Annotated in this window: 30 protein-coding genes; 15 read left to right on the top strand and 15 right to left on the bottom strand. The window is 60.5% G+C overall.

Translation table 11 applies throughout. From position 1 onward, the window contains the following. Nucleotides 1-33: 33 nt before the first annotated feature. Nucleotides 34-1,050 carry a zinc ABC transporter substrate-binding protein gene (locus VOY09_RS08920; protein WP_322893855.1) on the top strand — a complete coding sequence of 339 codons (1,017 nt, stop codon included), beginning with the start codon at nt 34-36 and terminating at the stop codon, nt 1,048-1,050. A 41-nt stretch (nt 1,051-1,091) separates the two neighbouring features. On the opposite strand, the gene VOY09_RS08915 is transcribed toward VOY09_RS08920, so the two are convergent. Together VOY09_RS08915 and VOY09_RS08910 are read right to left on the bottom strand one after the other, a co-directional pair. Then, a complete protein-coding gene (locus VOY09_RS08915) occupies nt 1,092-1,796 on the bottom strand; it encodes an HAD family hydrolase (RefSeq protein ID WP_322893856.1) in 705 nt (234 codons plus the stop codon). A 60-nt stretch (nt 1,797-1,856) separates the two neighbouring features. Continuing rightward, nucleotides 1,857-2,135, bottom strand: a complete 279-nt coding sequence (locus tag VOY09_RS08910; protein WP_322893857.1) for a DUF3572 domain-containing protein — start codon at nt 2,133-2,135, stop codon at nt 1,857-1,859. Nucleotides 2,136-2,228: 93 nt separating this feature from the next. Here VOY09_RS08910 and VOY09_RS08905 point away from each other — a divergent pair, with 93 nt between their 5' ends. Then, on the top strand, nt 2,229-3,617 hold the full coding sequence (locus tag VOY09_RS08905) for a diguanylate cyclase (RefSeq protein WP_322893858.1): 1,389 nt from the start codon (nt 2,229-2,231) through the stop codon (nt 3,615-3,617). Here VOY09_RS08905 and VOY09_RS08900 read toward each other — a convergent pair. The 4 genes from VOY09_RS08900 to VOY09_RS08885 all read right to left on the bottom strand — a co-directional run bounded on the left by VOY09_RS08900 (nt 3,606) and on the right by VOY09_RS08885 (nt 5,373). After that, nucleotides 3,606-4,094 carry a periplasmic heavy metal sensor gene (locus VOY09_RS08900; RefSeq protein ID WP_322893859.1) on the bottom strand — a complete coding sequence of 163 codons (489 nt, stop codon included), beginning with the start codon at nt 4,092-4,094 and terminating at the stop codon, nt 3,606-3,608. The genes VOY09_RS08905 and VOY09_RS08900 overlap by 12 nt on opposite strands. Then, on the bottom strand, nt 4,087-4,431 hold the full coding sequence (locus VOY09_RS08895; protein ID WP_322893860.1) for a hypothetical protein: 345 nt from the start codon (nt 4,429-4,431) through the stop codon (nt 4,087-4,089). Before VOY09_RS08895 ends, VOY09_RS08900 begins: the two co-directional genes overlap by 8 nt. Next, complete coding sequence (locus tag VOY09_RS08890; protein WP_322893861.1) at nt 4,415-5,008, bottom strand: RNA polymerase sigma factor; 594 nt, start codon at nt 5,006-5,008, stop codon at nt 4,415-4,417. The genes VOY09_RS08895 and VOY09_RS08890 overlap by 17 nt, the downstream gene beginning before the upstream one ends. A gap of 71 nt (nt 5,009-5,079) precedes the next feature. Further along, entirely contained in the window at nt 5,080-5,373 is a 294-nt protein-coding gene (locus tag VOY09_RS08885) for an RNA polymerase subunit sigma-70 (RefSeq protein ID WP_322893862.1), read from the bottom strand. A 173-nt stretch (nt 5,374-5,546) separates the two neighbouring features. Here VOY09_RS08885 and VOY09_RS08880 point away from each other — a divergent pair, with 173 nt between their 5' ends. Together VOY09_RS08880 and VOY09_RS08875 are read left to right on the top strand one after the other, a co-directional pair. Beyond that, nucleotides 5,547-5,936 carry a DUF983 domain-containing protein gene (locus tag VOY09_RS08880; protein ID WP_322893863.1) on the top strand — a complete coding sequence of 130 codons (390 nt, stop codon included), beginning with the start codon at nt 5,547-5,549 and terminating at the stop codon, nt 5,934-5,936. Next, nucleotides 5,933-6,607, top strand: coding sequence for an NUDIX hydrolase (locus VOY09_RS08875; RefSeq protein WP_322893864.1), 675 nt, complete (start codon nt 5,933-5,935; stop codon nt 6,605-6,607). Before VOY09_RS08880 ends, VOY09_RS08875 begins: the two co-directional genes overlap by 4 nt. Here VOY09_RS08875 and VOY09_RS08870 read toward each other — a convergent pair. From VOY09_RS08870 to VOY09_RS08860, 3 genes are all read right to left on the bottom strand, one after another. Further along, on the bottom strand, nt 6,604-7,149 hold the full coding sequence (locus tag VOY09_RS08870; RefSeq protein WP_322893865.1) for a lipocalin family protein: 546 nt from the start codon (nt 7,147-7,149) through the stop codon (nt 6,604-6,606). The genes VOY09_RS08875 and VOY09_RS08870 overlap by 4 nt on opposite strands. Before the next feature lie 129 nt (nt 7,150-7,278). After that, nucleotides 7,279-8,319 carry an aldo/keto reductase gene (locus tag VOY09_RS08865; protein WP_322893866.1) on the bottom strand — a complete coding sequence of 347 codons (1,041 nt, stop codon included), beginning with the start codon at nt 8,317-8,319 and terminating at the stop codon, nt 7,279-7,281. A gap of 16 nt (nt 8,320-8,335) precedes the next feature. Further along, nucleotides 8,336-8,800, bottom strand: coding sequence for an outer membrane beta-barrel protein (locus VOY09_RS08860; RefSeq protein ID WP_322893868.1), 465 nt, complete (start codon nt 8,798-8,800; stop codon nt 8,336-8,338). Between the two features lie 134 nt (nt 8,801-8,934). On the opposite strand from VOY09_RS08860, the gene metG reads away from it, so the two are divergent. Continuing rightward, nucleotides 8,935-10,647 (top strand): methionine--tRNA ligase, encoded by a 1,713-nt coding sequence (gene metG, locus VOY09_RS08855; RefSeq protein WP_322893869.1) that lies wholly within the window; start codon nt 8,935-8,937, stop codon nt 10,645-10,647. Then, nucleotides 10,644-11,351, top strand: a complete 708-nt coding sequence (locus tag VOY09_RS08850; RefSeq protein WP_322893871.1) for an acylneuraminate cytidylyltransferase family protein — start codon at nt 10,644-10,646, stop codon at nt 11,349-11,351. Before metG ends, VOY09_RS08850 begins: the two co-directional genes overlap by 4 nt. Nucleotides 11,352-11,424: 73 nt before the next feature. On the opposite strand, the gene VOY09_RS08845 is transcribed toward VOY09_RS08850, so the two are convergent. Continuing rightward, nucleotides 11,425-12,132, bottom strand: coding sequence for a tyrosine-protein phosphatase (locus tag VOY09_RS08845; RefSeq protein ID WP_322893872.1), 708 nt, complete (start codon nt 12,130-12,132; stop codon nt 11,425-11,427). Nucleotides 12,133-12,260: 128 nt separating this feature from the next. On the opposite strand from VOY09_RS08845, the gene VOY09_RS08840 reads away from it, so the two are divergent. Continuing rightward, a complete protein-coding gene (locus VOY09_RS08840; protein WP_322894141.1) occupies nt 12,261-13,292 on the top strand; it encodes an N-acetylneuraminate synthase family protein in 1,032 nt (343 codons plus the stop codon). Beyond that, nucleotides 13,285-14,073 (top strand): glycosyltransferase family 25 protein, encoded by a 789-nt coding sequence (locus tag VOY09_RS08835; RefSeq protein ID WP_322893873.1) that lies wholly within the window; start codon nt 13,285-13,287, stop codon nt 14,071-14,073. The genes VOY09_RS08840 and VOY09_RS08835 overlap by 8 nt, the downstream gene beginning before the upstream one ends. Nucleotides 14,074-14,085: 12 nt before the next feature. Here VOY09_RS08835 and ychF read toward each other — a convergent pair whose 3' ends face one another. Further along, a complete protein-coding gene (gene ychF, locus VOY09_RS08830) occupies nt 14,086-15,183 on the bottom strand; it encodes a redox-regulated ATPase YchF (protein ID WP_322893874.1) in 1,098 nt (365 codons plus the stop codon). Between the two features lie 128 nt (nt 15,184-15,311). On the opposite strand from ychF, the gene trpA reads away from it, so the two are divergent. From trpA to VOY09_RS08815, 3 genes are all read left to right on the top strand, one after another. Next, nucleotides 15,312-16,103, top strand: a complete 792-nt coding sequence (gene trpA, locus VOY09_RS08825) for a tryptophan synthase subunit alpha (RefSeq protein WP_322893875.1) — start codon at nt 15,312-15,314, stop codon at nt 16,101-16,103. A 57-nt stretch (nt 16,104-16,160) separates the two neighbouring features. Beyond that, on the top strand, nt 16,161-17,324 hold the full coding sequence (locus VOY09_RS08820) for an alpha-hydroxy acid oxidase (protein ID WP_322893876.1): 1,164 nt from the start codon (nt 16,161-16,163) through the stop codon (nt 17,322-17,324). Nucleotides 17,325-17,480: 156 nt separating this feature from the next. Further along, complete coding sequence (locus VOY09_RS08815) at nt 17,481-17,681, top strand: hypothetical protein (RefSeq protein ID WP_322893877.1); 201 nt, start codon at nt 17,481-17,483, stop codon at nt 17,679-17,681. Between the two features lie 66 nt (nt 17,682-17,747). Here VOY09_RS08815 and VOY09_RS08810 read toward each other — a convergent pair whose 3' ends face one another. Beyond that, nucleotides 17,748-18,917, bottom strand: coding sequence for an MFS transporter (locus VOY09_RS08810; protein WP_322893878.1), 1,170 nt, complete (start codon nt 18,915-18,917; stop codon nt 17,748-17,750). 198 nt (nt 18,918-19,115) lie between these two features. On the opposite strand from VOY09_RS08810, the gene VOY09_RS08805 reads away from it, so the two are divergent. The 4 genes from VOY09_RS08805 to VOY09_RS08790 all read left to right on the top strand — a co-directional run bounded on the left by VOY09_RS08805 (nt 19,116) and on the right by VOY09_RS08790 (nt 21,942). Beyond that, complete coding sequence (locus VOY09_RS08805; RefSeq protein ID WP_322893879.1) at nt 19,116-19,751, top strand: 50S ribosomal protein L25/general stress protein Ctc; 636 nt, start codon at nt 19,116-19,118, stop codon at nt 19,749-19,751. 97 nt (nt 19,752-19,848) lie between these two features. Continuing rightward, a complete protein-coding gene (pth, locus tag VOY09_RS08800; RefSeq protein WP_322893880.1) occupies nt 19,849-20,526 on the top strand; it encodes an aminoacyl-tRNA hydrolase in 678 nt (225 codons plus the stop codon). Beyond that, nucleotides 20,523-21,551, top strand: coding sequence for a DUF2332 domain-containing protein (locus tag VOY09_RS08795; RefSeq protein ID WP_322893881.1), 1,029 nt, complete (start codon nt 20,523-20,525; stop codon nt 21,549-21,551). Before pth ends, VOY09_RS08795 begins: the two co-directional genes overlap by 4 nt. Nucleotides 21,552-21,564: 13 nt before the next feature. Continuing rightward, nucleotides 21,565-21,942 carry a DUF2237 domain-containing protein gene (locus tag VOY09_RS08790; protein WP_322893882.1) on the top strand — a complete coding sequence of 126 codons (378 nt, stop codon included), beginning with the start codon at nt 21,565-21,567 and terminating at the stop codon, nt 21,940-21,942. 82 nt (nt 21,943-22,024) lie between these two features. Here VOY09_RS08790 and trpB read toward each other — a convergent pair whose 3' ends face one another. The 3 genes from trpB to VOY09_RS08775 all read right to left on the bottom strand — a co-directional run bounded on the left by trpB (nt 22,025) and on the right by VOY09_RS08775 (nt 24,307). After that, nucleotides 22,025-23,251 (bottom strand): tryptophan synthase subunit beta, encoded by a 1,227-nt coding sequence (gene trpB / locus VOY09_RS08785; protein ID WP_322893883.1) that lies wholly within the window; start codon nt 23,249-23,251, stop codon nt 22,025-22,027. A gap of 61 nt (nt 23,252-23,312) precedes the next feature. Further along, nucleotides 23,313-23,951: a phosphoribosylanthranilate isomerase gene (locus tag VOY09_RS08780; protein ID WP_322893884.1), complete on the bottom strand. Its 639-nt coding sequence runs from the start codon at nt 23,949-23,951 to the stop codon at nt 23,313-23,315. Next, nucleotides 23,951-24,307 carry a LapA family protein gene (locus VOY09_RS08775; protein ID WP_322893885.1) on the bottom strand — a complete coding sequence of 119 codons (357 nt, stop codon included), beginning with the start codon at nt 24,305-24,307 and terminating at the stop codon, nt 23,951-23,953. Before VOY09_RS08775 ends, VOY09_RS08780 begins: the two co-directional genes overlap by 1 nt. Between the last annotated feature and the right edge of the window lie 7 nt (nt 24,308-24,314).

Here is a 24,314-nt window from a genome sequence, read left to right as displayed (position 1 = left end):
GCATCCCGCAGAAATCACCACAAGGACCCTGCCATGATTCGTTTACTTTCGCTTTGCGCGCTTGCCCCCGTCACTGCCTTTGCCGAGGTGCCACAGGTGATGACCGATTTCGCACCCATTCACAGCCTGACCGCGCAGGTCATGGGTGATCTGGGCACGCCTGATGTGCTGCTGCCCCCCGGTGCCGATCCACATGATTTCGCGCTGACGCCGAGCGATGCGGGAAATCTGGGCGCGACCGATCTGCTGATCTGGACCGGCCCGAGCCTGACGCCATGGTTGACCGATATGATCGCGACTTTGGCCCCGCAAGCAACACAACTGACCCTGCTGGACGCCGCAGGATGGGACGCTCTGCCGGTCCGCGATATGCAGACGTTCACTTTGGCCGCTGCGGAAGAGCATGGCCACGACCATGATGAACATGAACACGACGACCATGAGCATGATCACGACCACGCTGATCACGATGACCACGGTCATGATGACCATGACGACCATGCGCATGACGATCATGATCATGACCATGGTGATTTTGACCCGCATGCCTGGCTCGATCCCAGCATTGCACAGGTCTGGGTCGCGGCTATAGCCGATCAGCTCAGCGCTGCTGATCCGGACAATGGCGCAACCTATGCCAGCAATGCCGATGCCGCCATCACGCGTCTGGCAGCACTGGACACGGAGCTTGCCGCGCAATTGGCACCTCTCGCCGGTCGGGCCTATGTCCTGCCGCATGATGGCTATCAGTATTTTGAGACCCGCTATGGCCTGACCGCCGCAGGGGCGATCTCGGGCATTGATGCCCGCACGCCCGGCCCCGCCCAGATCGCGAGCCTGCGGGATCAGATGGCAGAAAGCGAGATCGTCTGTGTGTTCAGCGATGCCGAAATCGGGGATCGCTGGGCGACAGTCGTGACCGAAAGCACCGGCGCACGCACAGCGCAGATCGATGGGATCGGCGCGGGTCTGGACGGTGGGCCGGATCTTTATGAGGCGATGCTGCGGCGCTTGGCGGATGAGTTTACCGCCTGCCTCGGCGACGCATAAGTCCGGCAGGGCGCGCCGCGATCACCGCGCGGCGCGTCATTTCAAACGACGATCAGCCTTTCCCGCTGCAACCAGCCCGGAATATCCGCGATTGTCGGCAGAACAACATCGGCCAGCCCATCGAGTTCCTCGCGCGGCGCTGGGCCAGTCAGAACCCCGATCGTCATCATTCCCGCAGCGCGGCCCGCATGCAGATCATGCGTGCTGTCGCCGACCATGACACAAGCGTCCGGTGCCAGACCTGTCGCGCGGCAAAAGCCATGCAACTGACCCGGCGCGGGTTTTGCACCATAACCGCTGTCATAGCCTGCAATAAAATTGAAATCGGCCCGGATCCCTGCCTTGTCCAGATGGCGCAGCGCAGGACCTTCGGCATCGTTGGTCACGACACCCAAGGTCAGCCCCAAGGCCCGCAATTGTGCGATATAGGCGCGCAGCGGCACAGCCTCGACCTGATCAACCTTGGCAGACCCAGCATTCATCCGCGCAAGCAAGGCATCTTTGTCAGTCGCAGGCACGACAGCAAGGATCGCATCGGCGACATCATCCACGGTCGAGGCGATGACGATACTGCCGGGAAAGAATCTTGCGTTTTCCATGTCATAACCCAGCACGGCGGCAAGCCTTTCGCACAGGATCGGGTCATCGCCCGCCTCGCTGATCAGCATGGCGCGGGTCCAGGCGCCCCAGGTCGCGTTGAAGTCGAACAAAGTGCCGTCTTTATCGAAGATGATGCCTGAAATCACGGGATTGATCCTTTTGAAACTTGCCGCACCGGACCCGAGTGGCAGGACCATGTCAAGGCGTCAGGTCCAATGCACCTGTTCGGCACCGGGCAGCGCATAGCGGGCGCGCAACGGCAGATCATAGGCCAGCCCCTGTGCATCGCAGAAAGCCATGACCCAATTGTCGTCCATGGTGATGAAATCCAGCACGGCGGCCTGAAACGCCGGTTCCGCCGCACGGTCGCGCAGATCATCGACTGACGCGCCGCTGGCCCCCAGAAAGGTGGTGCAGATGTCATCCTGCCCGGCCATCCAGCCCAAAGCCTGCAATGCGATCACCTGCGCCTGATCTGGTCCCATGGTCTTATCCTTAATGCGTTGGAAAGAGTTTTTTAACCAATATGCCGGAAACTGTCCGCAGGGAATGGGCTTGTCCCGGAATGAGGATGCAAGATGTCGGGCCGGATATTGATCGTGGATAACGTGGCTACCAACAGAATTGTGCTGCGGGCCAAGATGTTGGCTGCGCAGTTCCTGGTCAGCACCTGCGCGACCAAAGCCGAAGCCACAACACTGATCAAGGCCCACCGGCCCGACCTGATTCTTGTTAACCTCTCTGACCCGGATGAAGACCGGCACGGATTTTGCGCCGCGTTGAGGGCGGATGCGGCGACCTGCGATATCGCCATCATCGCGGTCGGCGTCGCCGATACGGCGCAGGCGCGGTTTGCCGCCCTTGCTGCCGGCGCGGATGATGTGCTGGCCCGCCCAATGCATGATGGTTTGTTGCTGGCGCGGATCCGCAGCCTGTTGCGCATCCGCTCTGCCACTGCGGAACTCGCCTTGCGCGACGGAACCAGCCGCGCGCTGGGGTTTCAGGAACGGCCCGTCACCTTTACCACTCCCGCGCGGGTGACGCTGATCGCGGCGCAAACGGCGCCGGTCTATTGTCTGATGGCGACGCTGAACCGGGGGCTGGACCAGCCGGTGCAGCGCCGGGACGCGGCAGAGGTGCTGCGCGACAGCACTGCCGCGCATGACACGGATCTGTTCATTATTCCGGCGGCGGACCCGCTGTGCGACCCCTCGACACTTTTTGGTCTTGTGTCTGACCTGCGGTCGCGCGTTGATACGCGCCTGTCGTCGATCCTGATTGTCGTTCCCCGCTGTGCGCCTGACATCTTGGCGCTGTTTCTTGATCTGGGGGCAGATGACGTGGTCAGCGAAGATGCGCTGCCCGAAGAGGTTATTTTGCGCGCCCGTGCCTTGGTCGCGCGCAAACATTTGCAGGATGCGCTGCGCCGCAATCTGCGCGACGGGTTGCAGGCGGCGGTGACCGACCCGCTGACAGGTCTGTTCAACCGCCGCTATGTCGATCATCATCTGGACCGGATGCGCGAACAATCCATCGCCGCAGGCCGCGCGCTGGCGGTGATGATGATCGATATCGATCATTTCAAGGCGATCAATGACAGCTATGGCCATGCCGCCGGTGACCGCGTGCTGGTCGCCATGGCGCAAAGATTGCAGACCAACCTGCGCGCCGTCGATCTGGTGGCCCGGATCGGGGGCGAGGAATTCCTGGTAGCCCTACCGCGCACCACCGCCGCACAGGCGCAGGGGGCTGCCAACCGGCTGCGCCATCTGGTCAGCGAGACGCCTTTTGATCTGGGCGAGGCGCATGCCCCCGCGCAGGTCACCATTTCGGTCGGTGTCGCGCTGAGCGATGACGCCGAACCGGAACAAGACACCGGGCGCATGTGCGATCTGGCAGATGCAGCACTCTACCGCGCCAAATCCGCTGGACGTGACCGTGTCGCGATGAACGCGTCAGTCGCCTGAGCCTGTGTCACGTCCCGGACGGCGCTGCAATTCTTCCTCCAGCCTGTCGGCAAAGGCGCTGCGCCGCGCGGGCGACATCACTGCGATCCGGTCCAGCACGGCCAGTCGCGCATTGGCCTGCACCTGTGACAGACGCGCGGCCTGATCTTCAAGCAAGGCCTGCATCGCTGCCGGATCATAGGGGTCAGCGCGCAACGCCGCTGTCATCGCCGCCATCTGGCCACGGAAATCATGGCTGCGCAGATTGTGATCCTGCCGCAGGTCGCGCCCGATGTCGCGGCGTTCCTCGCTCGTCAGTGCGCGCGCGACCGGGCCGAGCCCGAAATCAATGCGGCGCGGCGGGCCATCGCCGAACCGGCCCGATACCATCGCCCCCGCAACAATCCCGACCACAGCAAGATTCAGCGCCAATGAGAAAATCAACACGATGCGCCAGATGCGCGACGGACGGGCGGTGGATTTCATCGGATCAGCCATCTGCGGGTTCTCCTGTTTCGGACACAAAATCATCGGCGAAAAGACCAACGCTGACGGTCTCACCCAATAGCGACAGCGCGTAATCCTCGACCAGCGGCGGCGGCGCGATGCCGATCCAGACACCGGCGATTGTCGCGGCAGCAAGGCTGCCAAAGGCCGGCCAGCCACCGATCATGCCGCGCAATTGATCAAGCAGCGACAGTTTTGCGCGGACAGGTAGTGCGGGGCGTGCGGCATCCGCCAGCACCCGCGCGATCAGGGCATCGTCAGGTTCATGGGTGACGCTGCGCGCCTGCGCAAACAGATCAGCCAGCATATCGTCAGGTGGGTTCGTCATCATCATACCCCAATTCTGCCTTGCGCCCTGCCATGATCGCAGCCAAGGCCCGTTTCCCGCGTGCCGTCAGGCTTTCGACCGAGGTCACGCTGATGTCCATGATCGCCGCGATCTGCGGATTGGACAAACCTTCCAGATGGCGCAAGGCCACGGCCTGCGCCTGCCGTTCGGGCAGTTGTGCCAAAGCATCCGACAAGGCGCGGAGCCTTGCGCGGGTCTGGATCTGGGCCGCCACCGATGGCGTATGGTCCAAAGGTTCGGCCACCAGATCCAGCGCGACATGCCGCCGTTTGCGCAGCCGGTCGGTGCAAAGATTGGCCACCACGCGGTAAAGCCATGTCGTCACCTGCGCCTCGCCCTGCCGCCAATCGGGCGCGATCCGCCAGAGGCGCAGCATGGCATCCTGCGCCACATCCTCGGCCTCGGTCCGGTTCGCCAACATCCGCATCGCCTGCGACAATATCCGTGGCAAAAGCCGCAAGGTCAAAACCTCGGCCGCAGCGGCACTGCCCTTGGCATAGGCCAAAAGCAGATCCTCGTCCGAGGCATCGCCAAAAGGATCGGATACTGCCGTCATCTGTGATCGTGCTAGCGACATCCGCCCCCCAAGACAATCGGCGACAGGCCTTGTGCCTGCCGCCATTGCAGTCAGTCACGCGACGGGTGGTTTGGCCGGTCGCCGTGACGTTCTTTCGCGGCCTCGAATTCCACCGCAGAGATCACGCCGTCAGCATCCGCATCCAGCCGTTCAAACATCCGCGTCACACGCTCTGCCGACCGGGCCTGCGCGTAGATGGTCATTTCTTCCAGCGACACCGCGCCATCGCTGTCAGTATCCATTGCGGCCATATCCGGACGGTCGCGATGCCCCTGCGCTATGGCGGCCCCTGCGGTCAGAGCCAAAGCAGCGGCAAGCCCTGCTGCGATCAAAGTGGTTTTCATCCTGTTTTTCCTCTCAATTGCCGTGCAGCTTTGTGCTGCTGACCTTCTTTGAACGTGGCGCCTCGGATTTTCCGTCGCTGCAATGTGTCACGCCGTCATGACCGGATCGCATAGCCGCCTGCCCTTCCCTTTTGCCTCAAAATCGCGCATAGATCGCGCTATAGGAGAGTCTCATGACCGACACTGTATTTCACGCCGATGACCGTCCGACCAAGCCCGCCATTCTGAACGGATTGCGGTGCCGCTGCCCGAAATGCGGCGAAGGCAAGCTGTTTGATCGCTTCCTGCATGTGGCTGACAATTGCCCGAATTGCGGTGAAGAACTCTATCACCACCGCGCTGACGATGGCCCCGCCTATCTGACGATCCTGATCGTGGCGCATATCATCGGCTTTGCGATCCATTTCATGTGGGTGGCCTGGCGGCCTGATCCTTGGGTCATGGCAACGACATTGTCGGCAGGGGCAATCATTCTGTCGCTGGCGCTGCTGCCCCCGATGAAAGGCCTGATGGTCGGCATCCAGTGGTCGCGCCGGATGCATGGGTTCAAAAACGTGGCATGATTGCCATCCGCGACGCAGCCACGATCATTGTGCTGCGCGATGCTGCGACCCGCCCCGCCGTCCTGATGGGCCAGCGTGGTGCTTCTGTCGCCTTCATGCCCGGCAAATTCGTCTTTCCGGGCGGCGCGGTTGACGCCAATGATGCCTTGGCCCCTGTGGTTCCCCTGCCCCCGCAAGACGATGCGCGCCTGTCCACTGACAGCAACCTTGCGCCCAGATGCCTCGCAGCCGCCGCGATCCGCGAATTATGGGAAGAAACCGGCCAGATCCTTGGTACCCCCGGTGACTGGCCCGATCCACCCCGCGGTTGGCGTGGTTTCGCCGCAACCGGCCACCGGCCCAATGGGTCAGCACTGCGGTTCTTTTTCCGCGCCGTCACGCCTGTCGGCAACCCCCGGCGGTTTGACGCGCGGTTCTTTCTGGCCAATGCGGATGATCTGGTCACCGATCCGGATGATTTCACCGGGGCAGAGGATGAGCTTGCCCATCTGCAATGGATCGCGCTGGATCAGGCCCGCGATTTCGATCTGCCCTTCATCACGCAGGTCGTGCTGGCCGAACTGAACGCCTATATCACGCGTGGCAAGACCCTGACCGACGTGCCCTTCTTCCGCAATGATGACGAGGCGCATCTGGTCAGCCGCCTTGGTGGCGCGTCACCGCTGGGCTAAGGCTGCAACACCAGCAACCGGCTCAGATCATAGCCATTGAACGCCAGCATCCCCCGCGCCGCATTCATTCTGTCAGCGGGAATCACCGGATCACGGTTCAGAATCCAACCTGACCTGCCATCCGGCGCGCCGACAACGGCTGTGCGATAGGTTTCATCAGTCCAAAGCACCCAGAAATCCGCCGCGCCGAACGGAACCGAAGGAAAACTGACCTTCAACCGCCCCGGCCCGACAATCTCGGCCGTGCCATCAATCGTAGACCGCAAAGATCCGTCAGGGTTGCGACAGGTACTGCGCACCGAAATCCGTCCATCGGCCAAAGCGCCATATTCTGCGGTCACCCCGACGCAGCCCGCCTCAAACGGCACCGGAAAGCGCGCGACCTCGTACCAAGTGCCCAAGAACCGCGCCGGTTCAAACACCGCCTTCGATGATATCGGCGCAGAGGTATCGCGGTACACCTCGAACAACCCGCCACGCGGCTCGCCCGGCTGGACGCTACAGCCCGCCAACAAAACCGCCATCATCACAAATCTGCGCATGCGCCCCTCAAAACCTTCCCCGCGGGGAAGACAGCAAAACCTTCCCCGCGGGGAAGATTCCCTCGCTTTGTTCGAAATACTCCCGCGCGGCGCGCATCCGGTCCAATCAGGGACCGGAACAGCACCTGCTCAATAAGGCATCGGGTTCGCTTTATGCGCCGCATCAAGCTCGGCAATCAATTCATCCGTCAGCACAACATCGCGCCCTGCCAGCATATGCGCGAGCTGATCCACATTGGTTGCGCCAAAAATCGCCGAAACCGGGAATGGCCGCGTCGCCTGCCAGGCCATTGCCATATGCACCGGGTCAATGGCGTGATCGCGCGCGATATCCAGATAGACCTGGGTCACCGGCAAGGTGCGCGGGTTCATCCGCCCGCCCAGATTGCCGTTGATCGCCAAACGGCTGCCCTCGGGCACCGCATCCTGATATTTCCCGGTCAACAACCCACAGGCCAAGGGCGAGAAGGACAGCAAGGTCACATCCTCATTCACCGCCATTTCGGCCATATCGGTATCATACAACCGGCACATCAGCGAATATTCATTCTGCACCGATACCATGCGCGGCAGGCCCAAAGCCTCGGCCTGATCGATCCATTTGGTCATGCCCCAGGCGCTTTCATTGGACATGCCGATGGCGCGGATCTTGCCCGCCTTGACGCAGTCGTCCAACGCTTCCAGCACGTCCTGCATATGATCCATAGTCTGCTGGCGGTCCTGCCCAGAAGGATCAAAGGTCCAGTTCTGCCGGAACATATAGGACCCGCGCTCTGGCCAATGCATCTGGTAGAGGTCGATCACATCTGTCTGCAACCGGCGCAAAGACGCATCCACCGTCTGCCGGATCACATCGCCATCATAGCCTTTGCCGTCGCGGACCCAGCCGGGGTTATTGCCCGATACTTTGGTCGCGATCACCAGTTCAGACCGCCGCCCGGTCTTGGCGATCCATTCACCGATGATGGTTTCCGACAGGCCGACCGTTTCAGCCGTGATCGGATTGACCGGATACATCTCTGCCGTATCCAGAAAATTGATCCCCGCATCCAGCGCCATATCGATCTGCTGATGCGCATCGGCGCGGTCTGTCTGATTGCCATAGGTCATGGTGCCAAGGCACCAATCGGTGACCATGATGTCACTGCGGCCAAGTGTGATCTTTTGCATTGTCTTCTTTTCTATCTCAGAACCGGTAGACCAGCCCGACACGGGTGGTCGTCGTATTCTCGGTCTCGCCATCGCGGATGAAGGACCGGATCATTTCCGCACGAAAGGCGGTATTTTCCTGCAGGTCGAATTCACCGCCCAGACCAAGGCTGAGCCCCGAATCCGTGACGTCTTCGTAAACGAACTGATCATAACCGACCGCGCCAAAGGCCGTCAGCGTGCCGAAATTATAGCGCGCGACGCCGCGCAGACGGCGGGTGTCAAAATCACCACCACTGCCCAAGGCCAGACCGAATTCAGCCTCGGCCCCGAAAGCGGCCGGAAAACCGGTGGTGACCACACCGCCCAGAACCGTGACCAGCAGATCGGCATCGCCTGCATGCGGCAAGGCATAATCGCCACCGATGGCACCATAAGCTTCCAGCGCATGGGACGGGCTGGCAATCGTCAGGGCAGCAAGTGCCGCGAATACAACTTTCATAGGGTGACCTTTTGCAAAGGAATGAGGTTTCGCGCAATGTCTAAGCCGCTATTCCCGCTGGCGCAACCGATCACAACATCTGGCATCTGCCGGGCGACCCCGTTAAACAAGCGCAAAAGTTAAAGGACAGGATTATGGCCCGCCATCTGATCACCTCTGCCATTCCCTATATCAACGGGATCAAGCATCTGGGCAACCTCGTCGGCAGCCAATTGCCTGCCGACCTTTATGCGCGCTACCTGCGCCAGCGTGGGCATGAGGTGCTGTTTCTCTGTGCAACAGACGAACATGGCACGCCCGCAGAACTGGCCGCCGCCAAGGCGGGCAAGCCGGTCGCGGAATATTGCGCCGAAATGCATGATGTGCAGGCACAGATCGCCGATGGATTCGGACTGTCGTTCGACCATTTCGGTCGCTCGTCCAGCCCGCAGAACCACAAGCTGACCCAGGCCTTTGCCGGGCGTCTGGCCGAGATGGGCCTGATCCGCGAAGTGACCGAAGATCAGGTCTATTCCGTCACCGATGGCCGCTTTCTGCCCGACCGCTATATCGAAGGCACCTGTCCCAATTGCGGGTTTGAATCTGCACGCGGCGATCAATGCGACAATTGCACAAAACAGTTGGACCCGACCGATCTGATCAACCCCCGTTCGACGATTTCGGGTGCGACCGATCTGGAGGTGCGGACGACCAAGCACCTTTATCTGCGGCAATCCGAACTTAAAGGCGCACTGGCCGATTGGATCGACAGCAAGAACGACTGGCCGATCCTGACGACATCCATCGCGAAAAAATGGCTCAACGATGGCGACGGTTTGCAGGATCGCGGGATCACCCGTGATCTTGATTGGGGCATTCCCGTCAAAAAGGGCGATCAGGACTGGCCCGGCATGCAGGGCAAAGTCTTCTACGTCTGGTTCGACGCCCCCGTCGAATATATCGCCTGCGCGCAGGAATGGCAGGATGCAGGCAAAGGTGCGGATTGGGAACGCTGGTGGCGCACCGACAAAGGTGCGGATGACGTGCGATACACCCAGTTCATGGGCAAGGATAACGTGCCGTTCCATACCCTGTCTTTCCCCGCGACGATCATGGGCACGCAGGAACCGTGGAAGCTGGTGGATTACATCAAATCCTTCAACTACCTCAATTACGACGGCGGCCAGTTCAGCACCTCGCGCGGGCGCGGCGTGTTCATGGATCAGGCGCTGGAATTGCTGCCCTCGGATTACTGGCGCTGGTGGCTGTTGTCCCACGCCCCCGAAACATCCGATGCCGAGTTTACATGGGAAGCCTTCCAGCAGGATGTGAACAAGGACCTTGCCGATGTCTTGGGCAATTTCGTCAGCCGGATTACCAAATTCTGCCGCTCCAAATTCAGCGAAGCCGTGCCCGAAGGCGGCACCCCCGGCGCGCCAGAGGCGGCGCTGACCGACGCCCTGACCCAGCGGCTGAATGCCTATCAAGCGCATATGGACGCCATCGAGGTCCGCAAGGCGGCGGCGGAATTGCGCGGTATCTGGGTGTTGGGCAATGAATATCTGCAAGCCAACGCCCCATGGACCACGATCAAGACCGATCCGGAGACTGCCGCGATGCAGGTGCGCCTTGGCCTGAACCTGATCCGCATCTATGCGGTGCTGTCCGCCCCGTTCATCCCCGATGCCAGCAAGGCCCTGATCGCCGCGATGCAGACCGATGACACCGCATGGCCGGATGATATCGCGCAGGCGCTGAACGCCCTGCCTGCCGGCCACGCGTTCACCGTGCCGGAAAACCTGTTCCGCAAGATCACCGACGACGAACGCGCCGAATGGGCCGAACGTTTCGCCGGTGTGCGCACATGATCATCGGCCATATCGGGGCGCGGGCCGGGTCCAAAGGCGTGCCGGGCAAGAATTTCCGCGATCTGCACGGCAAGCCGCTGATTGACTGGTCGCTGGATCAGCTGTTCGCCAATGACCGCGTCGATCATGTTGTGGTGTCCACCGACAGCCCGGAGATTTACGCCCATGCCATCGCGCGTGGCGCGCTGGATATCGGGCTGCGGCCTGCGGAGTTAGCCACGGACACAGCGGCGAAATGGCATGTCTGGCAACATGCGCTGGGTGAGGTGGAAAAACAGACCGGGCCAGCCACGGCCTTCCTCGATCTGGATTGCACATCGCCCTTGCGGCTGCCGCAGGATATTGATGCGGGGCTGGATTTATTCGCGCGCGAACAACCGGATATGGTCATGTCCTGCGTCGAAAGCCGCAAGAACCCTTATTTCAATATCTTAGAGACCGACGCAACCGGCGCGCTGCATGTTTCCAAACCGCTGCCGGGTGGCGTCGTTGCGCGGCAACAGGCCCCACAGGTCTATGACCATGTCGGCCTCGTCTATGTCGTGCGCCCCGATTACCTGCGCACAGCCAAGGGCCTGTTCGAAGGCCGTGTCATCCCGCTGGTCCTGCCGGTCGAACGGGGTCTGGACGTGGACAGCCCGTTTGACTGGGATGTGATCAATTTCCTGATGGGCCAGCAGATCGCGCAAGGCCTGCGCGGTTAATGCGGCTGCGCCGCATCAGGGGCGCCGCCCCTGACCCCGGGAGTACTTACAGAAATAAGAAGGGGGCGCGGCTTTAGCGCCAGCCCTGCCATGGCCAGAGAGCTGCTTGTTTCTTGGCAAAGCTTTCGGTCAGCGCGTCGCGGTCGTATTCATCCCTGATCCAGTCATCAATCGCGATCGGCGACCCGGCCGCGCGGGCGGCATAGACATCCAGAAAATGATCCAGAATGCCGGTGCTGGTGCGCCGGATATGGACATAGCGGAAAGAGAGTTGCCGCCGCGCAGTGGCGATATCGGCCCCTTCATACAGCATCAGATAGATCGCCGCTGCCAGCCCGGTCCGGTCAGCGCCGGATTTGCAATGCATCAGGAATGGCCGTTCCATTGTTGCGAAAGCGGTCAAAAGCTCCAGCAGCTCACTCTGGTCTGGCGCGCGGCGCGCGGCCATCTGGACGGTGACCAATGTCAGGCCGAGGTTTTCGCAGCTTTCCACCTCGAACAGGTAATGCGGCTGTCGGGCCGGGCCGCGCAGGTTCAGCACCGTCTTGATGCCCTTTGCGGCATAGGCCTTGAATCTTGTGTGATTGGGATGGTTGGAGCGATAGACGCCCGGCGCGACCTGCGAAAAATTATGCCACCGCCGCCGCAGAATGCCATGATCGAGCCAGTCCAGATGCCACTGAGACCGCCGCCGCTCTACCGGATCATTGATATCGTGGCCAAAAGAATTGCGGAACGCCTGTTCCTTCTTCTCAAGCATCTGCTGCAATTTGCGAAACATATAGTGCCTTGGTCACTCTGGTTGCGGCTGACTTGGGCCATCTGGGCCATCATTGCAACCCCGGTGCCGAATTGCCCTGCCTTTTGAAACAGCCTACAACACCACTGAACCTTTTGCCGGAGCAGAATATGGATATCGCAGGCCGCCTGATCGGACCAGAGCACCCGCCCCTTGTCATCGCCGAAATCGGCATCAACCATGGCGGCGATCTGGCCGTCGCCAAGGAGATGGTGCGCCTTGCCGCCCTGTCCGGCTGCGAGATGGTCAAGCACCAGACCCATATCATCGCCGATGAAATGACCGAGGAAGCCAAACAGATATTTCCGCCCAATGCCGATGTCTCGATCTGGGAGGTGATGGAGGCTTGTGCCTTGTCGCTGGACGAAGAGGCAGAGCTGAAACGCTACACCGAAAGCCTTGGCATGATCTGGATATCCACGCCGTTTTCGCGTGCGGCAGCGGATTTTCTGCATGATCTGGATGTGCCCGCCTTCAAGATCGGCTCGGGCGAGGCGGATAACCTGCCGCTGATCCGGCATATCGCGCGGATGGGCAAGCCGGTGATCATGTCCACGGGGATGCAGAGTATCGAAAGCATCCGCGCCTCTGTCGCTATTCTGGATGCGGCGGGGATTGAATATGCCTTGCTGGAATGTACCAACCTCTATCCCTCGCCACCGGAAATTGTTTCATTACAAGGCGTTACCGACCTGAAAAACGCGTTTCCCAATGCCGTGATCGGATTTTCAGACCATTCCATCGGGCCGGATATGGCGCTGGCGTCGGTTGCGCTTGGCGCCTGTATTCTGGAACGGCATTACACCGACAGCCGCTATCGCAAGGGGCCGGATATCATCAATTCGATGGACCCGGCTGAACTGCGTTATTTGATCGACCGGTCGCGTGAAATTCACACCGCCTTGCACAATCCCAAACAGCGCACGGCGGCAGAAGAGGATGTGTACCGCTTCGCCCGTGCATCCGTTGTCGCCGACCGCGACCTGCCTGCAGGCCATTTGATTACCGAGGCTGATATCTGGGCACGCCGCCCCGGATCGGGCGAGATTGCGGGTTATGATTTCGACAAGGTGCTGGGCCGGACCACGACCCGCGCCCTGCCCCGCAACACGCAGTTGAAATGGTCCGATCTGGATGGCTGAGCTGACCCGCGCTGATCTGGGCATCTGGCTGATCAATCTGGATCGCGACACCGACCGGCTGGCCAAGATGCAGCGGCAATTGGATGCAATGGGTCTGGCCTATACCCGCTTTCCGGCGATTAACGGCAAGGACCGGGCCGATGAATTGGCCGCCCGTGTCGATGCGCAGGCTTATGCGCGCAACATGGGGCAGGACATTTCGCCGGGGCATATCGGTTGCTATGCCAGCCATGTCACGGTCTGGGAGATTCTGGCCGCCTCGCCGCATAAAGTCGGGCTGGTGCTGGAAGATGACGTGGTGTTTCACGATGATTTTCTGGACAGTCTGGATATCGCATTGGCAGGTGCGGCGCATTGGGACACGCTGCGGTTCAATTGCATCCGCGCCAAACTACCGATTTCGCAGGGCAAACTGGGGCGCTACACATTGAACGCATACGCCGGGCCATTCACGGGCAATGCCACCTATCTGATCAAGCGTGATATCGCAGCCCGCATCGCGCCCGGTTTCTGGCCGCAGACACGCGCGCATGACCATGAGATGAACCGCTTTTTCCGTCACGATTTCCGGCAATTCGGGCTGGAGCCGTTTTCATCCCATGTCGATGACGGCGGCATCAGCACGATCACCGGCACCGGCTTTGGACTAGTGCGCAAATTTCCATGGTACCAGCGCCTGCCACATTACCGGCTGAAAGCGGGAAATTATGTCCGCAGGGCATGGTGGCTGGCCAGAGAGGGGCGGCTCTGGCCGCGCAAAACCCCGCTTGATGGGCTGTGATGCAGGCCGCTGTTACGTGTTGAACAGGAAATGCAGCACATCGCCGTCTTTGACGATATAGGTCTTGCCTTCCGCTCGCATCTTGCCCGCTTCTTTCGCGGGTTGTTCACCACCCAGCCCGACGAAATCATCATAGCCAATCGTTTCCGCCCGGATGAACCCGCGTTCGAAATCACCGTGGATCACGCCTGCCGCCTGCGGGGCGGATGTGCCGGCCTTGATCGTCCAGGCGCGCGCCTCTTTCGGGCCGACGGTGAAATAGGTTTGCAGATGCAGCAGGGCGTAACCGGCGCGGATCAGCCGGTCCAGACCCGGTTCCTCCAGCCCCATTTCGCTCAGGAACATCTCGGCCTCGTCCGCGTCCAATTGGCTGATCTCTTCCTCGATCCGGGCGCTGATCACCACGGATGAATTGCCTTCAGCCGCGGCCATATCCGCAACACGTGCGGACAGGGAATTGCCGGAACCGGCACTGCTTTCCTCGACATTGCAGACGTAAAGCACGGGTTTCGTCGTCAGCAATTGCAGCAGACGCCAGGCTTTCGCATCATCGGCATCCACGGCGACCGTCCGCGCGGGTTTGCCCTGTTCGATTGCGGCTTGCGCGGCTTCCAGCAGGCGGACCTGTTGCGCGGCATCTTTATCGCCGCCTTTCAACTTGCGGGTCAGGTTGGCCAGCCGTTTTTCGATGCTTTCCAGATCGGCCAGCATCAGTTCGGTTTCAATCGTCGCGGCATCCTCGACCGGGTCAACGCGGCCTTCGACATGGGTAATGTCGTCGTCCTCAAAACAGCGCAGCACATGGGCGATGGCGTCGCATTCGCGGATATTGGCAAGAAACTGGTTGCCAAGGCCCTCACCCTTGCTCGCCCCTTTCACCAGCCCCGCAATATCGACAAAGGTCATCCGCGTCGGGATGATCTGTTTCGATCCGGCGATGTCGGCCAGCTTGTCCAGCCGCGCATCGGGCACGGCGACATCACCGACATTGGGTTCAATCGTGCAGAACGGGAAATTCGCGGCCTGCGCGGCAGCGGTTTTCGTCAGCGCGTTGAACAGGGTCGATTTGCCGACATTCGGCAGACCGACGATACCCATTTTGAAACCCATGCCGTCTCTCCTTTTATCCTTGCGCGGTCTTATGCGGCTGGCGCTGCTGACGCAAGCCTGTGGCAAAGCCCATTGATTTCCCGCGCCCTGTCGCGCAGGAAGGGGGCAACAAAATATCGGGGATGACCATGAGCAGAATCGACGCCAAATTCGCGCAATTGCGGGACCAGAACCGCAAAGCCTTTGTCGCTTATGTCATGGCGGGTGATCCTGACTACGACAAAGGGCTGGAGATCGTCAAAGGTCTGCCCGGCGCCGGTGTCGATATTATCGAACTGGGGATGCCCTTTACCGATCCGATGGCTGATGGTGCGACGATTCAATTGGCGGGGCAACGCGCGTTGGCATCCGGCCAGACGCTGGAAAAAACGCTCGATTATGCGCGCGCCCTGCGGGAAACCGATGACACGACGCCGATTGTGATGATGGGCTATTACAACCCGATCTATTCGCGCGGTGTGGAAAATTTTCTGGCCGATGCGGTCTTTGCCGGGATCGACGGGCTGATCATCGTTGATCTGCCGCCCGAGGAAGATGATGAACTTTGCATCCCCGCCCAAAAGGCCGGGATCAATTTCATTCGCCTCGCCACCCCCACGACCGATGACAAACGCCTGCCCAAGGTTTTGGAAAATACATCCGGCTTTGTCTATTACGTATCCATGACCGGGATCACCGGCACGGCGGATGTGCAGGCCGATAGCGTCGCGCCCGAAGTCGCACGGATCAAGGCGAAAACCGACCTGCCTGTCATCGTCGGTTTCGGCATCAAAACACCCGAAGCGGCGCGTGCAGTGGCACAAGTGGCGGATGGGGCCGTTGTCGGCTCTGCCATCGTGGATCGGATCGCTGCGGGTCATTCTGTTGAAGAAGTCCTGGCCTTTGTGGCCGCCCTCGCCGAAGGCACGCATAGCGCCTGAAGCCATTGCATGAACGACCCGGATCGGTAATGTCTTGTTACCAATCCGGGGGAAACCATGCCTGTCATCACCACTATCGCTGATCTCAAACGCCTGCATAAACGCCGCACACCGAAAATGTTCTATGATTACGCCGAAAGCGGGTCATGGACAGAACAGACGTTCCGCGAAAATACCTCCGATTTCGACAAGATCCGGCTGCGCCAGCGGATTGCGGTGGATATGACCAACCGCACGACAAAATCCCAGATGATCGGGCAGGATGTGGCGATGCCGGTGGCGCTGGCCCCGGTCGGGCTGACCGGGATGCAGTCGGCAGATGGCGAAATCAAGGCCGCAAAAGCCGCCGAAAAATTCGGTGTGCCCTTCACCCTGTCCACGATGTCGATTTGTTCAATTGAAGATGTGGCTGAAAATACGACCAAGCCGTTCTGGTTTCAGGTCTATACGCTGAAAGACGATGATTTCATGCAACGCCTGTTCGACCGCGCCCGTGCGGCGGGTTGTTCGGCCATCGTCCTGACGCTTGATCTGCAAATTCTGGGACAACGGCATAAGGATATCAAGAACGGCATGTCCGCGCCGCCGAAATTCACGCCCGCCAGCATCGCCGATCTGTCCACCAAATGGGGCTGGGGAATCGAGATGCTGCAAACCAAGCGGCGGTTTTTTGGCAATATCGTCGGCCATGCCAAGGGCGTGTCAGACCCGTCATCCCTGTCATCCTGGATCGGCGAGGCGTTTGACCATGCGCTCGACTGGGACCGCGTCGCGCAATTGATGAAAATGTGGGGCGGCAAGGTGATCCTGAAAGGTATCCTTGACGCCGATGATGCGCGCAAGGCGGCGGCACTTGGGGCGGATGCCATCGTCGTGTCCAACCACGGCGGGCGGCAATTGGACGGGGCTTTGTCATCCATTCGCGCCCTGCCCGCGATTCTTGATGCGGTGGGCGATAAAGTCGAAGTGCATTTCGACAGCGGCATCAGGTCGGGACAGGATGTGCTGAAGGCTTTGGCGCTGGGGGCCAAGGGCACCTATATCGGACGGGCCTATATCAACGGGCTGGGCGCCATGGGCGAGGCAGGAGTGACGAAGGCCTTAGAGGTCATTCACAAGGAACTGGACACCACAATGGCGCTTTGCGGACGGCGCGACATACGTGAAGTAGACCGTGATATCCTGCTGGTGCCAAAGGATTTTGAAGGATCCTGGGTATAAGCGTGGGGATTTTGCATCGCATTGCGATTTTTCGCATTCGCAGCACAATGAAGTGATTGACCCGTGAAAAAACTCTTTTAAGGCTGGTTGCGATCGCTGGCGTCGCTTTGGCGGGGTCAGTCGTCAGATCGCAAACCAAACACTAGGATAAATCACATGCGTATGACCAATGTTTTTGCAACAGCCGCTGCTGTCGCCGTTCTGTCCACCTCTGCTTTCGCTGGCGGCCTGGCCCCTGAAGTTATGGAAGCTCCAGTCGTCGTTGCAGAGCCAGCACCTGCCGGTTCTTCGATCAACCCAGCATTCATCGTTGTTGGCGTTCTGGCTGCTCTGCTGATCGCAGCTGCTGCTGACTAATCACACGTCACACCGACGTGTCGATCCAGACCGCAGCGCATCACGCGCTGCGGTCTTTTTCTTTTGTCAGATCTGCGGCGCGACGGCCCGCTCCGGCTGCGTCATCTTTTGCCGCGACACCAGCAAGGCCAGCGGCAAGGTGGTCAGCAGCAAAACCGCCACACCCAGAAACGCGATGCGCAGGCCAAAGTTCTGGCTCATCAACCCCATCAGCGTCGGTGCGAAAAAGAACCCAGAAAAGCCGATGACCGCGGTGCGGCTGATCGCTTCGGTGCGCAGATGCGGTGGGACCAGCTTGCCCACCAGCGCCAGCCCCATCGGGCCAATGACCGACACGCCCAGCCCAAGAATGCCGAATCCCGCATAGGCGACCAGCGGCGTCGGCGCGAGGGCTGCCAGCACCGCACCACTTGCCGACAGGATCGAGGCGCAGATCACAACCTGCACCTCACGCAGTTTTTCCGCTACCGCCTGCCCGGCAAAGCGGCCAAAAGCCATTGTCAGCCCCAGCATCGCAGGCCCCAGCGCGCCTTCTGCCGCGCCGCCGCCAAGGGTGCGTTCGACATGGAGCGCCGACCAGGCCTCGACCGTGGCTTCGGACATGAAGGCGACCAGCACGATGGCGCCGCAGAGTACGATCGGCCAAAGCGGATAGCGACCCTGATACCCTTCTTCCGCCGCGACATAGGTCACATCCATGCGCACAAAAGGGATCATGCAGGTCGCGAACAGGCCGAAACCGGCAAAGACGGGCGCAGGCGGCAGACCTGCCTCACGCGTGAACCCCACAATCAATGCGGCACAGGCATAGGCCACTGAAAACATCGCGTGATTGGCATTCATCAGGGGACGACGATGCGTCGCCTCCAATTCGCTGACCCGCGCATTCATCACGACATCAAGCAGGCCGGACGCCAGCCCGACCAGCGCCATCGAAACCGCGAATGCCAAGGGATGGGTGATATGCCCCGGAATCAGCCAGGCAAAGGCCAGCGCCGCAATCGCCGCCTGCATCGACCGGCTGCCCAGCCATCGGTCCAGCTTGGGCGCCAGCCACATCGCGGACACAAGCCCCGTGGCCGACCCCAGCAGCACCGTGCCGAAGACAGCGTCCGACGCACCTAATTGCGCCTTGATCACAGGCACATAAGCGGCGAAACACCCCCAGAAGACGCCCACCACGACAAAAGCCATGGCCGGGCGACGCGAAAGAATCAATGCATTGAGAATAGACATGACGCCATGGGTGCCGCGCCAAATCTCCCAAAGCAAGTTTCAAATTGCGCCGTTGCGGCAATGACCGTCACCTGGGTCCTGACCCATGCCCGCCGGTGTAAAATAGGCTTTTCAATCGCGTCAATTCCGCCTATAGGGCAGGCTTCATCGGGCTCGGACACCCTTGGAGGCGGGCCCCTCTATTAAAGGAATATTACTATGGCTGGACAGATTCCAGATCTGAACGCCAAGGTACGCGCGGGGACAGGCAAGGGGGCCGCCCGCCAAGCTCGCCGTGAAGGCGACGTACCTGGCACTGTTTATGGCGGCGGCACTGAGCCCTTGTCCATCAGCATCCCATTCAACTACCTGCTGACCACCCTGCGCAAGGGCCGTTTCATGTCCACCCTGTTCAACCTCAAGGTTGAAGGCCAGGACGACGTGCGCGTGATCTGCCGCGGTGTGCAGCGCGATGTGGTCAAGGATCTGCCGATCCATATCGACCTGCTGCGCCTCAAGCGGACCAGCCGTGTGAAATTGTTCATCCCGGTCGAATTCATCAATGATGAAACCTGCCCCGGCATCAAAAAGGGCGGCGTTCTGACCGTGGTCCGGAACGAAGTCGAAATGGACGTGCTGGCAGGCGATATTCCTGATCACCTGACTGTCGATCTGGCCAATGTCCAGATGGGCGATGTCATCCACATCAGCGATGTCACCCTGCCCGAAGGCGCGAAAACCGTCATCGACCGTGATTTCGTCATCGCCAACGTCTCTGCACCACGTGCGCTGCTGGCCAGCGACGATGAAGACGACGCCGAGACAGAAGAAGAAGCACCCGCAGAAGCCGAATAATTCAGCCTCGCGCGTTCCAGATCAGGGCATCCTTCGGGGTGCCCTTTTTCGTTGCTATCCACTGGCGCAGCGCGCCCAGCCCCGCTAGATTACTGCCATGAAACTCCTCATCGGCCTTGGCAATCCCGGCGCAAAATATGCGCAGAACCGGCATAACATCGGCTTTATGGCGATGGACCGGATTGCGGATGATCATGGGTTCAGCCCATGGCGCGCGCGGTTTCAGGGGCTCGTGTCCGAAGGCCGGATCGGGTCAGACAAGATCACCCTGCTGAAACCCGAAACCTTCATGAACCTGTCGGGCCAATCCGTGGGCGAGGCGATGCGCTATCTCAAGCTGACCCCCGCCGATGTGATCGTCTTCCATGATGAAATCGATCTGGCCCCCGGCAAGGTCCGGTTGAAAACCGGCGGTGGTCATGCGGGGCATAATGGCTTGCGCTCGATCCACGGCCATATCGGCCCGGATTATGACCGTGTCCGCCTTGGCGTCGGCCATCCGGGGCATAAGGATGCCGTGCCGGGCTATGTGTTGCGCGATTTCCCCAAGGCCGATCAGGATTGGCTGGATGACGAAATGCGTGGCATCAGCGACGGCATCGCGCATCTGGTCGCAGGCGACGGTGCGCGGTTCCTGAATGCCGTGGCCCTGCGCACCGCCCCGCCGCGATCATCCACCAGCACTCCCAAACCAGCCAAAACGCTGGAACCAGAACCGGAACCCGCACCTGATACCCGCAGCGCGATGTCCCGCCTGCTCGACAAATTCAGATGAGCGAAGCCACCGCCCGCGCAGCCTTTGCCCATCAGGCACAATCCTGCATCAACCTTGGCTCGCCCTTCATGGGGCAATTGATGCGGCTTTGCGCGACAGAACACTGGCCCCGAAGCCCCGTCACCGACCGGATTTTCACCTGGCAGGGCGATCTTGGTCCCACCGGCCAATCCGTGCCTTTGCGGCTGGCGGGCGCGCTGCATGCGCTGCACCTGCAAAGGCATGTCCTTACCGCCGCGGTGTACCCGCCCAAAACCAGCAGCGATGCCTCACTCTGGGCCTCAGTCAGTGACCTGTTGGTGCAGGAAGCCGCAGCAATCAACCAATGGCTCGACAGCCCGCCACAAACCAATGAGGTCCGCCGCTCTGCCACATTGATCGCTTTGGGGCATTGGCTGGCCGACCGCTATGCCCTGCCGATCCGCTGCAGCGAACTCGGTGCCAGCGCCGGGCTGAACCTGCATTGGGATGATTACGCGCTGAACATTGGTGATCAGACATTCGGCCCCGCCACCCCTGCCCTGACGCTGTCACCCGGTTGGAGCGGCGCACTGCCCCCCGCCACGCGGCCTCAAGTCATAGCGCGCGCCGGTGTTGACCTGAACCCGCTGGACCCATCCCGCGATGCGCTGCGGCTGCAAGCCTATCTCTGGCCAGATCAACCCGAAAGGCTGGCGCTGACACGCGCCGCGATGCAGGCGGCGCAGACCCCCATCAGCAAAGGCGACGCAGTGGATTGGTTAGCCGATCAGCTAAGCCACAGGTCCGGCCAGATCCATCTGATCTACACGACTATCGCCTGGCAATATTTCCCGCAGGACCGGCAGGATGCAGGGCTGGCCGCGATCACCGCCGCCGGTGCCACGGCCCGCGACGATGCGCCCCTTGCATGGTTCGGGATGGAGCCTGATGGTCAGGGCAAAGGCGCAGCGCTAACTCTGCGCCTCTGGCCCGGCGATCTGACCTTTGCCATGGGCCGCGCTGATTTTCACGGACGCTGGGTGCATTGGTCACCGACAGAATAGAAAGACTGAGATTATGGAAAAAGACCCGTCCTTCAACGTCCTTGGCAGCACGCTTGCCACCTGTTCGACCGCGCCGATTACCGGGTTCTTCCGCAACGGCGCCTGTGACACCTGTGCTGCAGACAATGGCAGCCACACAGTCTGCGCCATCATGACGGATGAATTTCTGGCCTTCTCAAAATACGTGGGCAACGATCTGTCCACGCCACGCCCCGAATTCGGCTTTGCCGGGCTGAAGGCCGGCGATGGCTGGTGCCTTTGCGCGGCCCGTTTTCTGCAAGCGCACGAAGAAGGCTGCGCGCCCAAGGTCAACCTTTACGCCACTCATGTCCGCGCGCTGGAAATCGTCCCCATCGACGCTTTGCGTGAAAACGCGCTGCCGCTCGACTAAGGCGCGACAAACCACATCTTCAGAGCCGAAATATCCCCGCCGGAGGCATAGAATCTTTTCCATGCCACAGGCGATGCAGGCCTTAAGCCTTCATATCGAACCCAAGATGCTTGGCGACGGTAAAGATATCCTTGTCGCCGCGACCACACATGTTCATCACCAACAGATGATCGGCAGGCAGATCAGGCGCTATCTTCATCACATGCGCCAGCGCGTGGCTTGGCTCCAGCGCCGGAATGATCCCTTCCAATGCACAGCACAGCTGGAACGCCTCCAACGCCTCCACATCGGTGATCGAGACATATTTCGCGCGGCCGATATCATGCAGCCAGGCATGTTCCGGCCCGATGCCGGGATAATCGAGACCCGCCGAGATCGAGAATCCTTCCAGAATCTGCCCGACATCATCCTGCAACAGATAAGTGCGGTTGCCATGCAACACGCCGGGGCGGCCACCAGTCAGTGACGCGCAATGCTCCATCTTTTCGTTGACGCCTTTGCCACCGGCCTCGACCCCGATGATATTGACGTCCTTGTCGTCCAGGAACGGGTAGAACAGCCCCATTGCATTGGAGCCGCCACCGATGGCCGCGATCAGCGTATCGGGCAGACGGCCTTCGGCCTCTTGCATCTGTGTCTTGGTTTCCTGCCCGATGATCGCCTGAAAATCACGCACCATCGCAGGATAGGGATGCGGCCCCGCCACCGTGCCGATGCAATAGAATGTATCGCGGACATTGGTCACCCAGTCGCGCAGGGCGTCATTCATCGCATCTTTCAATGTGCCACGGCCAGAGGTCACGGGAATCACCTCGGCCCCCAGCAATTTCATGCGGAACACGTTCGGCGCTTGCCGTTCCACATCATGCGCGCCCATATAGACGACGCATTTCAGCCCGAATTTCGCACAGACCGTTGCCGTCGCCACACCGTGCTGTCCTGCTCCGGTTTCCGCAATAATCCGGCTTTTGCCCATGCGGCGCGCCAGAATGATCTGCCCCAGCACATTGTTGATCTTATGCGCGCCGGTGTGGTTCAGCTCGTCCCGCTTCATGTAAATTTTGGCCCCGCCCAGATGCTGGGTCAGCCGTTCAGCATGATAAAGCGGGCTGGGGCGGCCCACATAATGCGTCCACAGATCATGCATTTCCGCCCAGAAGCTCTCGTCCGTCTTGGCATGTTCATATTGCTCTTCCAGCTCCAAGATCAGCGGCATCAGGGTTTCAGACACGAAACGCCCGCCAAATTGACCAAAGCGGCCCTTTTCATCGGGGCCGGTCATGAAGCTGTTGAAAAGATCGTTTGCCATGGGATACCTGCTCATTTGCGCTTCACCCAGACCTAACGCCCCTTGGGGGAATCGTAAACGCCTATCGCAAAGCGGCACAAAAAGCCGCAATCAGGGCCGCGTCCTTGACGCCCGGCGCGGATTCGACGCCGGAGGACACATCGACCTGTCGTGCGCTGGTCAGCGCGACAGCTTCGGCTACACTATCCGGCGTCAGTCCACCGGCCAGCATCCACGGCAAAGGCCAGCGGCGTTTGGCGATCAACTGCCAGTCAAAAGCAAGACCATTGCCACCGGGCAAACCAGCATCCTTGGGTGGTTTGGCATCGACCAGCAATTGATCAGCGACCTGAGCATAGACATCAAGCGCCGCCAGATCATCCGGCCCTGCCACACCGACCGCTTTCATCACTGGCAGGCCGTAACGCGCCCTGACCGCGGTGACCCGCTCCGGCGTCTCGGACCCGTGCAATTGCAGGATATCTATCGGCACCTGCGCCAGCAGCGCATCCAAAGCGGCATCATCGGCATTCACCACCAAGGCAACCTTGGCGATCCCCACTGGCACCTCCGCCGCAAGGCTTGCCGCCTGCGCCAGCGTTACATGGCGCGGGGATTTGTCGAAAAACACCAACCCGACATAGGCCGCCCCCGCCCGTACAGCCGCGTCAAGGCCAGCCGCATCGCGCAGCCCGCAGATCTTGACCCGTGTGTCAGGCATCAGCGTTTTTGTTCCAGCAGCGCCAGCACATCATCATCTGATGTGGCACCCGCCGCCGCACCGCGCAGTTGACTGACCTCGCGGCGCAGGTTTTCAACCTCGCGCGCTTTTCTGCGCGCCTCGACCCGGATGCGGTGTTCGCGCACCCATTCCCACAGGAACCCGATGGCAAGACCGGCGCCAACGCCGATGAAAATCACCACGAACAGCGGCAGGGTCAGGTCGGGCGAGAGGCCCAGCAGATCGCTGAGCGCGACGGGCATGGCGCGCACGGTCACAGGATCACGGTTGGCCAGCCCGATCAGAATCAGGCAAAGCGCGACGATGGCCCAAAAGGCATAACGAATAGTCTTCATAGGACCC

Source organism: Yoonia sp. 67-2, from assembly GCF_035117555.1.
GTDB lineage: Bacteria > Pseudomonadota > Alphaproteobacteria > Rhodobacterales > Rhodobacteraceae > Yoonia.
Note: the sequence above shows the minus strand (reverse complement) of the source record. Positions and strands in the feature narration are given on the sequence as shown.

Bases quoted from the DNA above. Each gene is read 5' to 3' on its own strand.
- VOY09_RS08920 (WP_322893855.1), top strand. From the start codon at position 34: ATGATTCGTTTACTTTCGCTTTGCGCGCTTGCCCCCGTCACTGCCTTT.
- VOY09_RS08910 (WP_322893857.1), bottom strand. From the start codon at position 2,135: ATGGGACCAGATCAGGCGCAGGTGATCGCATTGCAGGCTTTGGGCTGG.
- VOY09_RS08905 (WP_322893858.1), top strand. From the start codon at position 2,229: ATGTCGGGCCGGATATTGATCGTGGATAACGTGGCTACCAACAGAATT.
- VOY09_RS08900 (WP_322893859.1), bottom strand. From the start codon at position 4,094: ATGGCTGATCCGATGAAATCCACCGCCCGTCCGTCGCGCATCTGGCGC.
- VOY09_RS08895 (WP_322893860.1), bottom strand. From the start codon at position 4,431: ATGACGAACCCACCTGACGATATGCTGGCTGATCTGTTTGCGCAGGCG.
- VOY09_RS08890 (WP_322893861.1), bottom strand. From the start codon at position 5,008: ATGACGGCAGTATCCGATCCTTTTGGCGATGCCTCGGACGAGGATCTG.
- VOY09_RS08885 (WP_322893862.1), bottom strand. From the start codon at position 5,373: ATGAAAACCACTTTGATCGCAGCAGGGCTTGCCGCTGCTTTGGCTCTG.
- VOY09_RS08880 (WP_322893863.1), top strand. From the start codon at position 5,547: ATGACCGACACTGTATTTCACGCCGATGACCGTCCGACCAAGCCCGCC.
- VOY09_RS08875 (WP_322893864.1), top strand. From the start codon at position 5,933: ATGATTGCCATCCGCGACGCAGCCACGATCATTGTGCTGCGCGATGCT.
- VOY09_RS08870 (WP_322893865.1), bottom strand. From the start codon at position 7,149: ATGCGCAGATTTGTGATGATGGCGGTTTTGTTGGCGGGCTGTAGCGTC.
- VOY09_RS08865 (WP_322893866.1), bottom strand. From the start codon at position 8,319: ATGCAAAAGATCACACTTGGCCGCAGTGACATCATGGTCACCGATTGG.
- VOY09_RS08860 (WP_322893868.1), bottom strand. From the start codon at position 8,800: ATGAAAGTTGTATTCGCGGCACTTGCTGCCCTGACGATTGCCAGCCCG.
- metG (WP_322893869.1), top strand. From the start codon at position 8,935: ATGGCCCGCCATCTGATCACCTCTGCCATTCCCTATATCAACGGGATC.
- VOY09_RS08850 (WP_322893871.1), top strand. From the start codon at position 10,644: ATGATCATCGGCCATATCGGGGCGCGGGCCGGGTCCAAAGGCGTGCCG.
- VOY09_RS08845 (WP_322893872.1), bottom strand. From the start codon at position 12,132: ATGTTTCGCAAATTGCAGCAGATGCTTGAGAAGAAGGAACAGGCGTTC.
- VOY09_RS08840 (WP_322894141.1), top strand. From the start codon at position 12,261: ATGGATATCGCAGGCCGCCTGATCGGACCAGAGCACCCGCCCCTTGTC.
- VOY09_RS08835 (WP_322893873.1), top strand. From the start codon at position 13,285: ATGGCTGAGCTGACCCGCGCTGATCTGGGCATCTGGCTGATCAATCTG.
- ychF (WP_322893874.1), bottom strand. From the start codon at position 15,183: ATGGGTTTCAAAATGGGTATCGTCGGTCTGCCGAATGTCGGCAAATCG.
- trpA (WP_322893875.1), top strand. From the start codon at position 15,312: ATGAGCAGAATCGACGCCAAATTCGCGCAATTGCGGGACCAGAACCGC.
- VOY09_RS08820 (WP_322893876.1), top strand. From the start codon at position 16,161: ATGCCTGTCATCACCACTATCGCTGATCTCAAACGCCTGCATAAACGC.
- VOY09_RS08815 (WP_322893877.1), top strand. From the start codon at position 17,481: ATGCGTATGACCAATGTTTTTGCAACAGCCGCTGCTGTCGCCGTTCTG.
- VOY09_RS08810 (WP_322893878.1), bottom strand. From the start codon at position 18,917: ATGTCTATTCTCAATGCATTGATTCTTTCGCGTCGCCCGGCCATGGCT.
- VOY09_RS08805 (WP_322893879.1), top strand. From the start codon at position 19,116: ATGGCTGGACAGATTCCAGATCTGAACGCCAAGGTACGCGCGGGGACA.
- pth (WP_322893880.1), top strand. From the start codon at position 19,849: ATGAAACTCCTCATCGGCCTTGGCAATCCCGGCGCAAAATATGCGCAG.
- VOY09_RS08795 (WP_322893881.1), top strand. From the start codon at position 20,523: ATGAGCGAAGCCACCGCCCGCGCAGCCTTTGCCCATCAGGCACAATCC.
- VOY09_RS08790 (WP_322893882.1), top strand. From the start codon at position 21,565: ATGGAAAAAGACCCGTCCTTCAACGTCCTTGGCAGCACGCTTGCCACC.
- trpB (WP_322893883.1), bottom strand. From the start codon at position 23,251: ATGGCAAACGATCTTTTCAACAGCTTCATGACCGGCCCCGATGAAAAG.
- VOY09_RS08780 (WP_322893884.1), bottom strand. From the start codon at position 23,951: ATGCCTGACACACGGGTCAAGATCTGCGGGCTGCGCGATGCGGCTGGC.
- VOY09_RS08775 (WP_322893885.1), bottom strand. From the start codon at position 24,307: ATGAAGACTATTCGTTATGCCTTTTGGGCCATCGTCGCGCTTTGCCTG.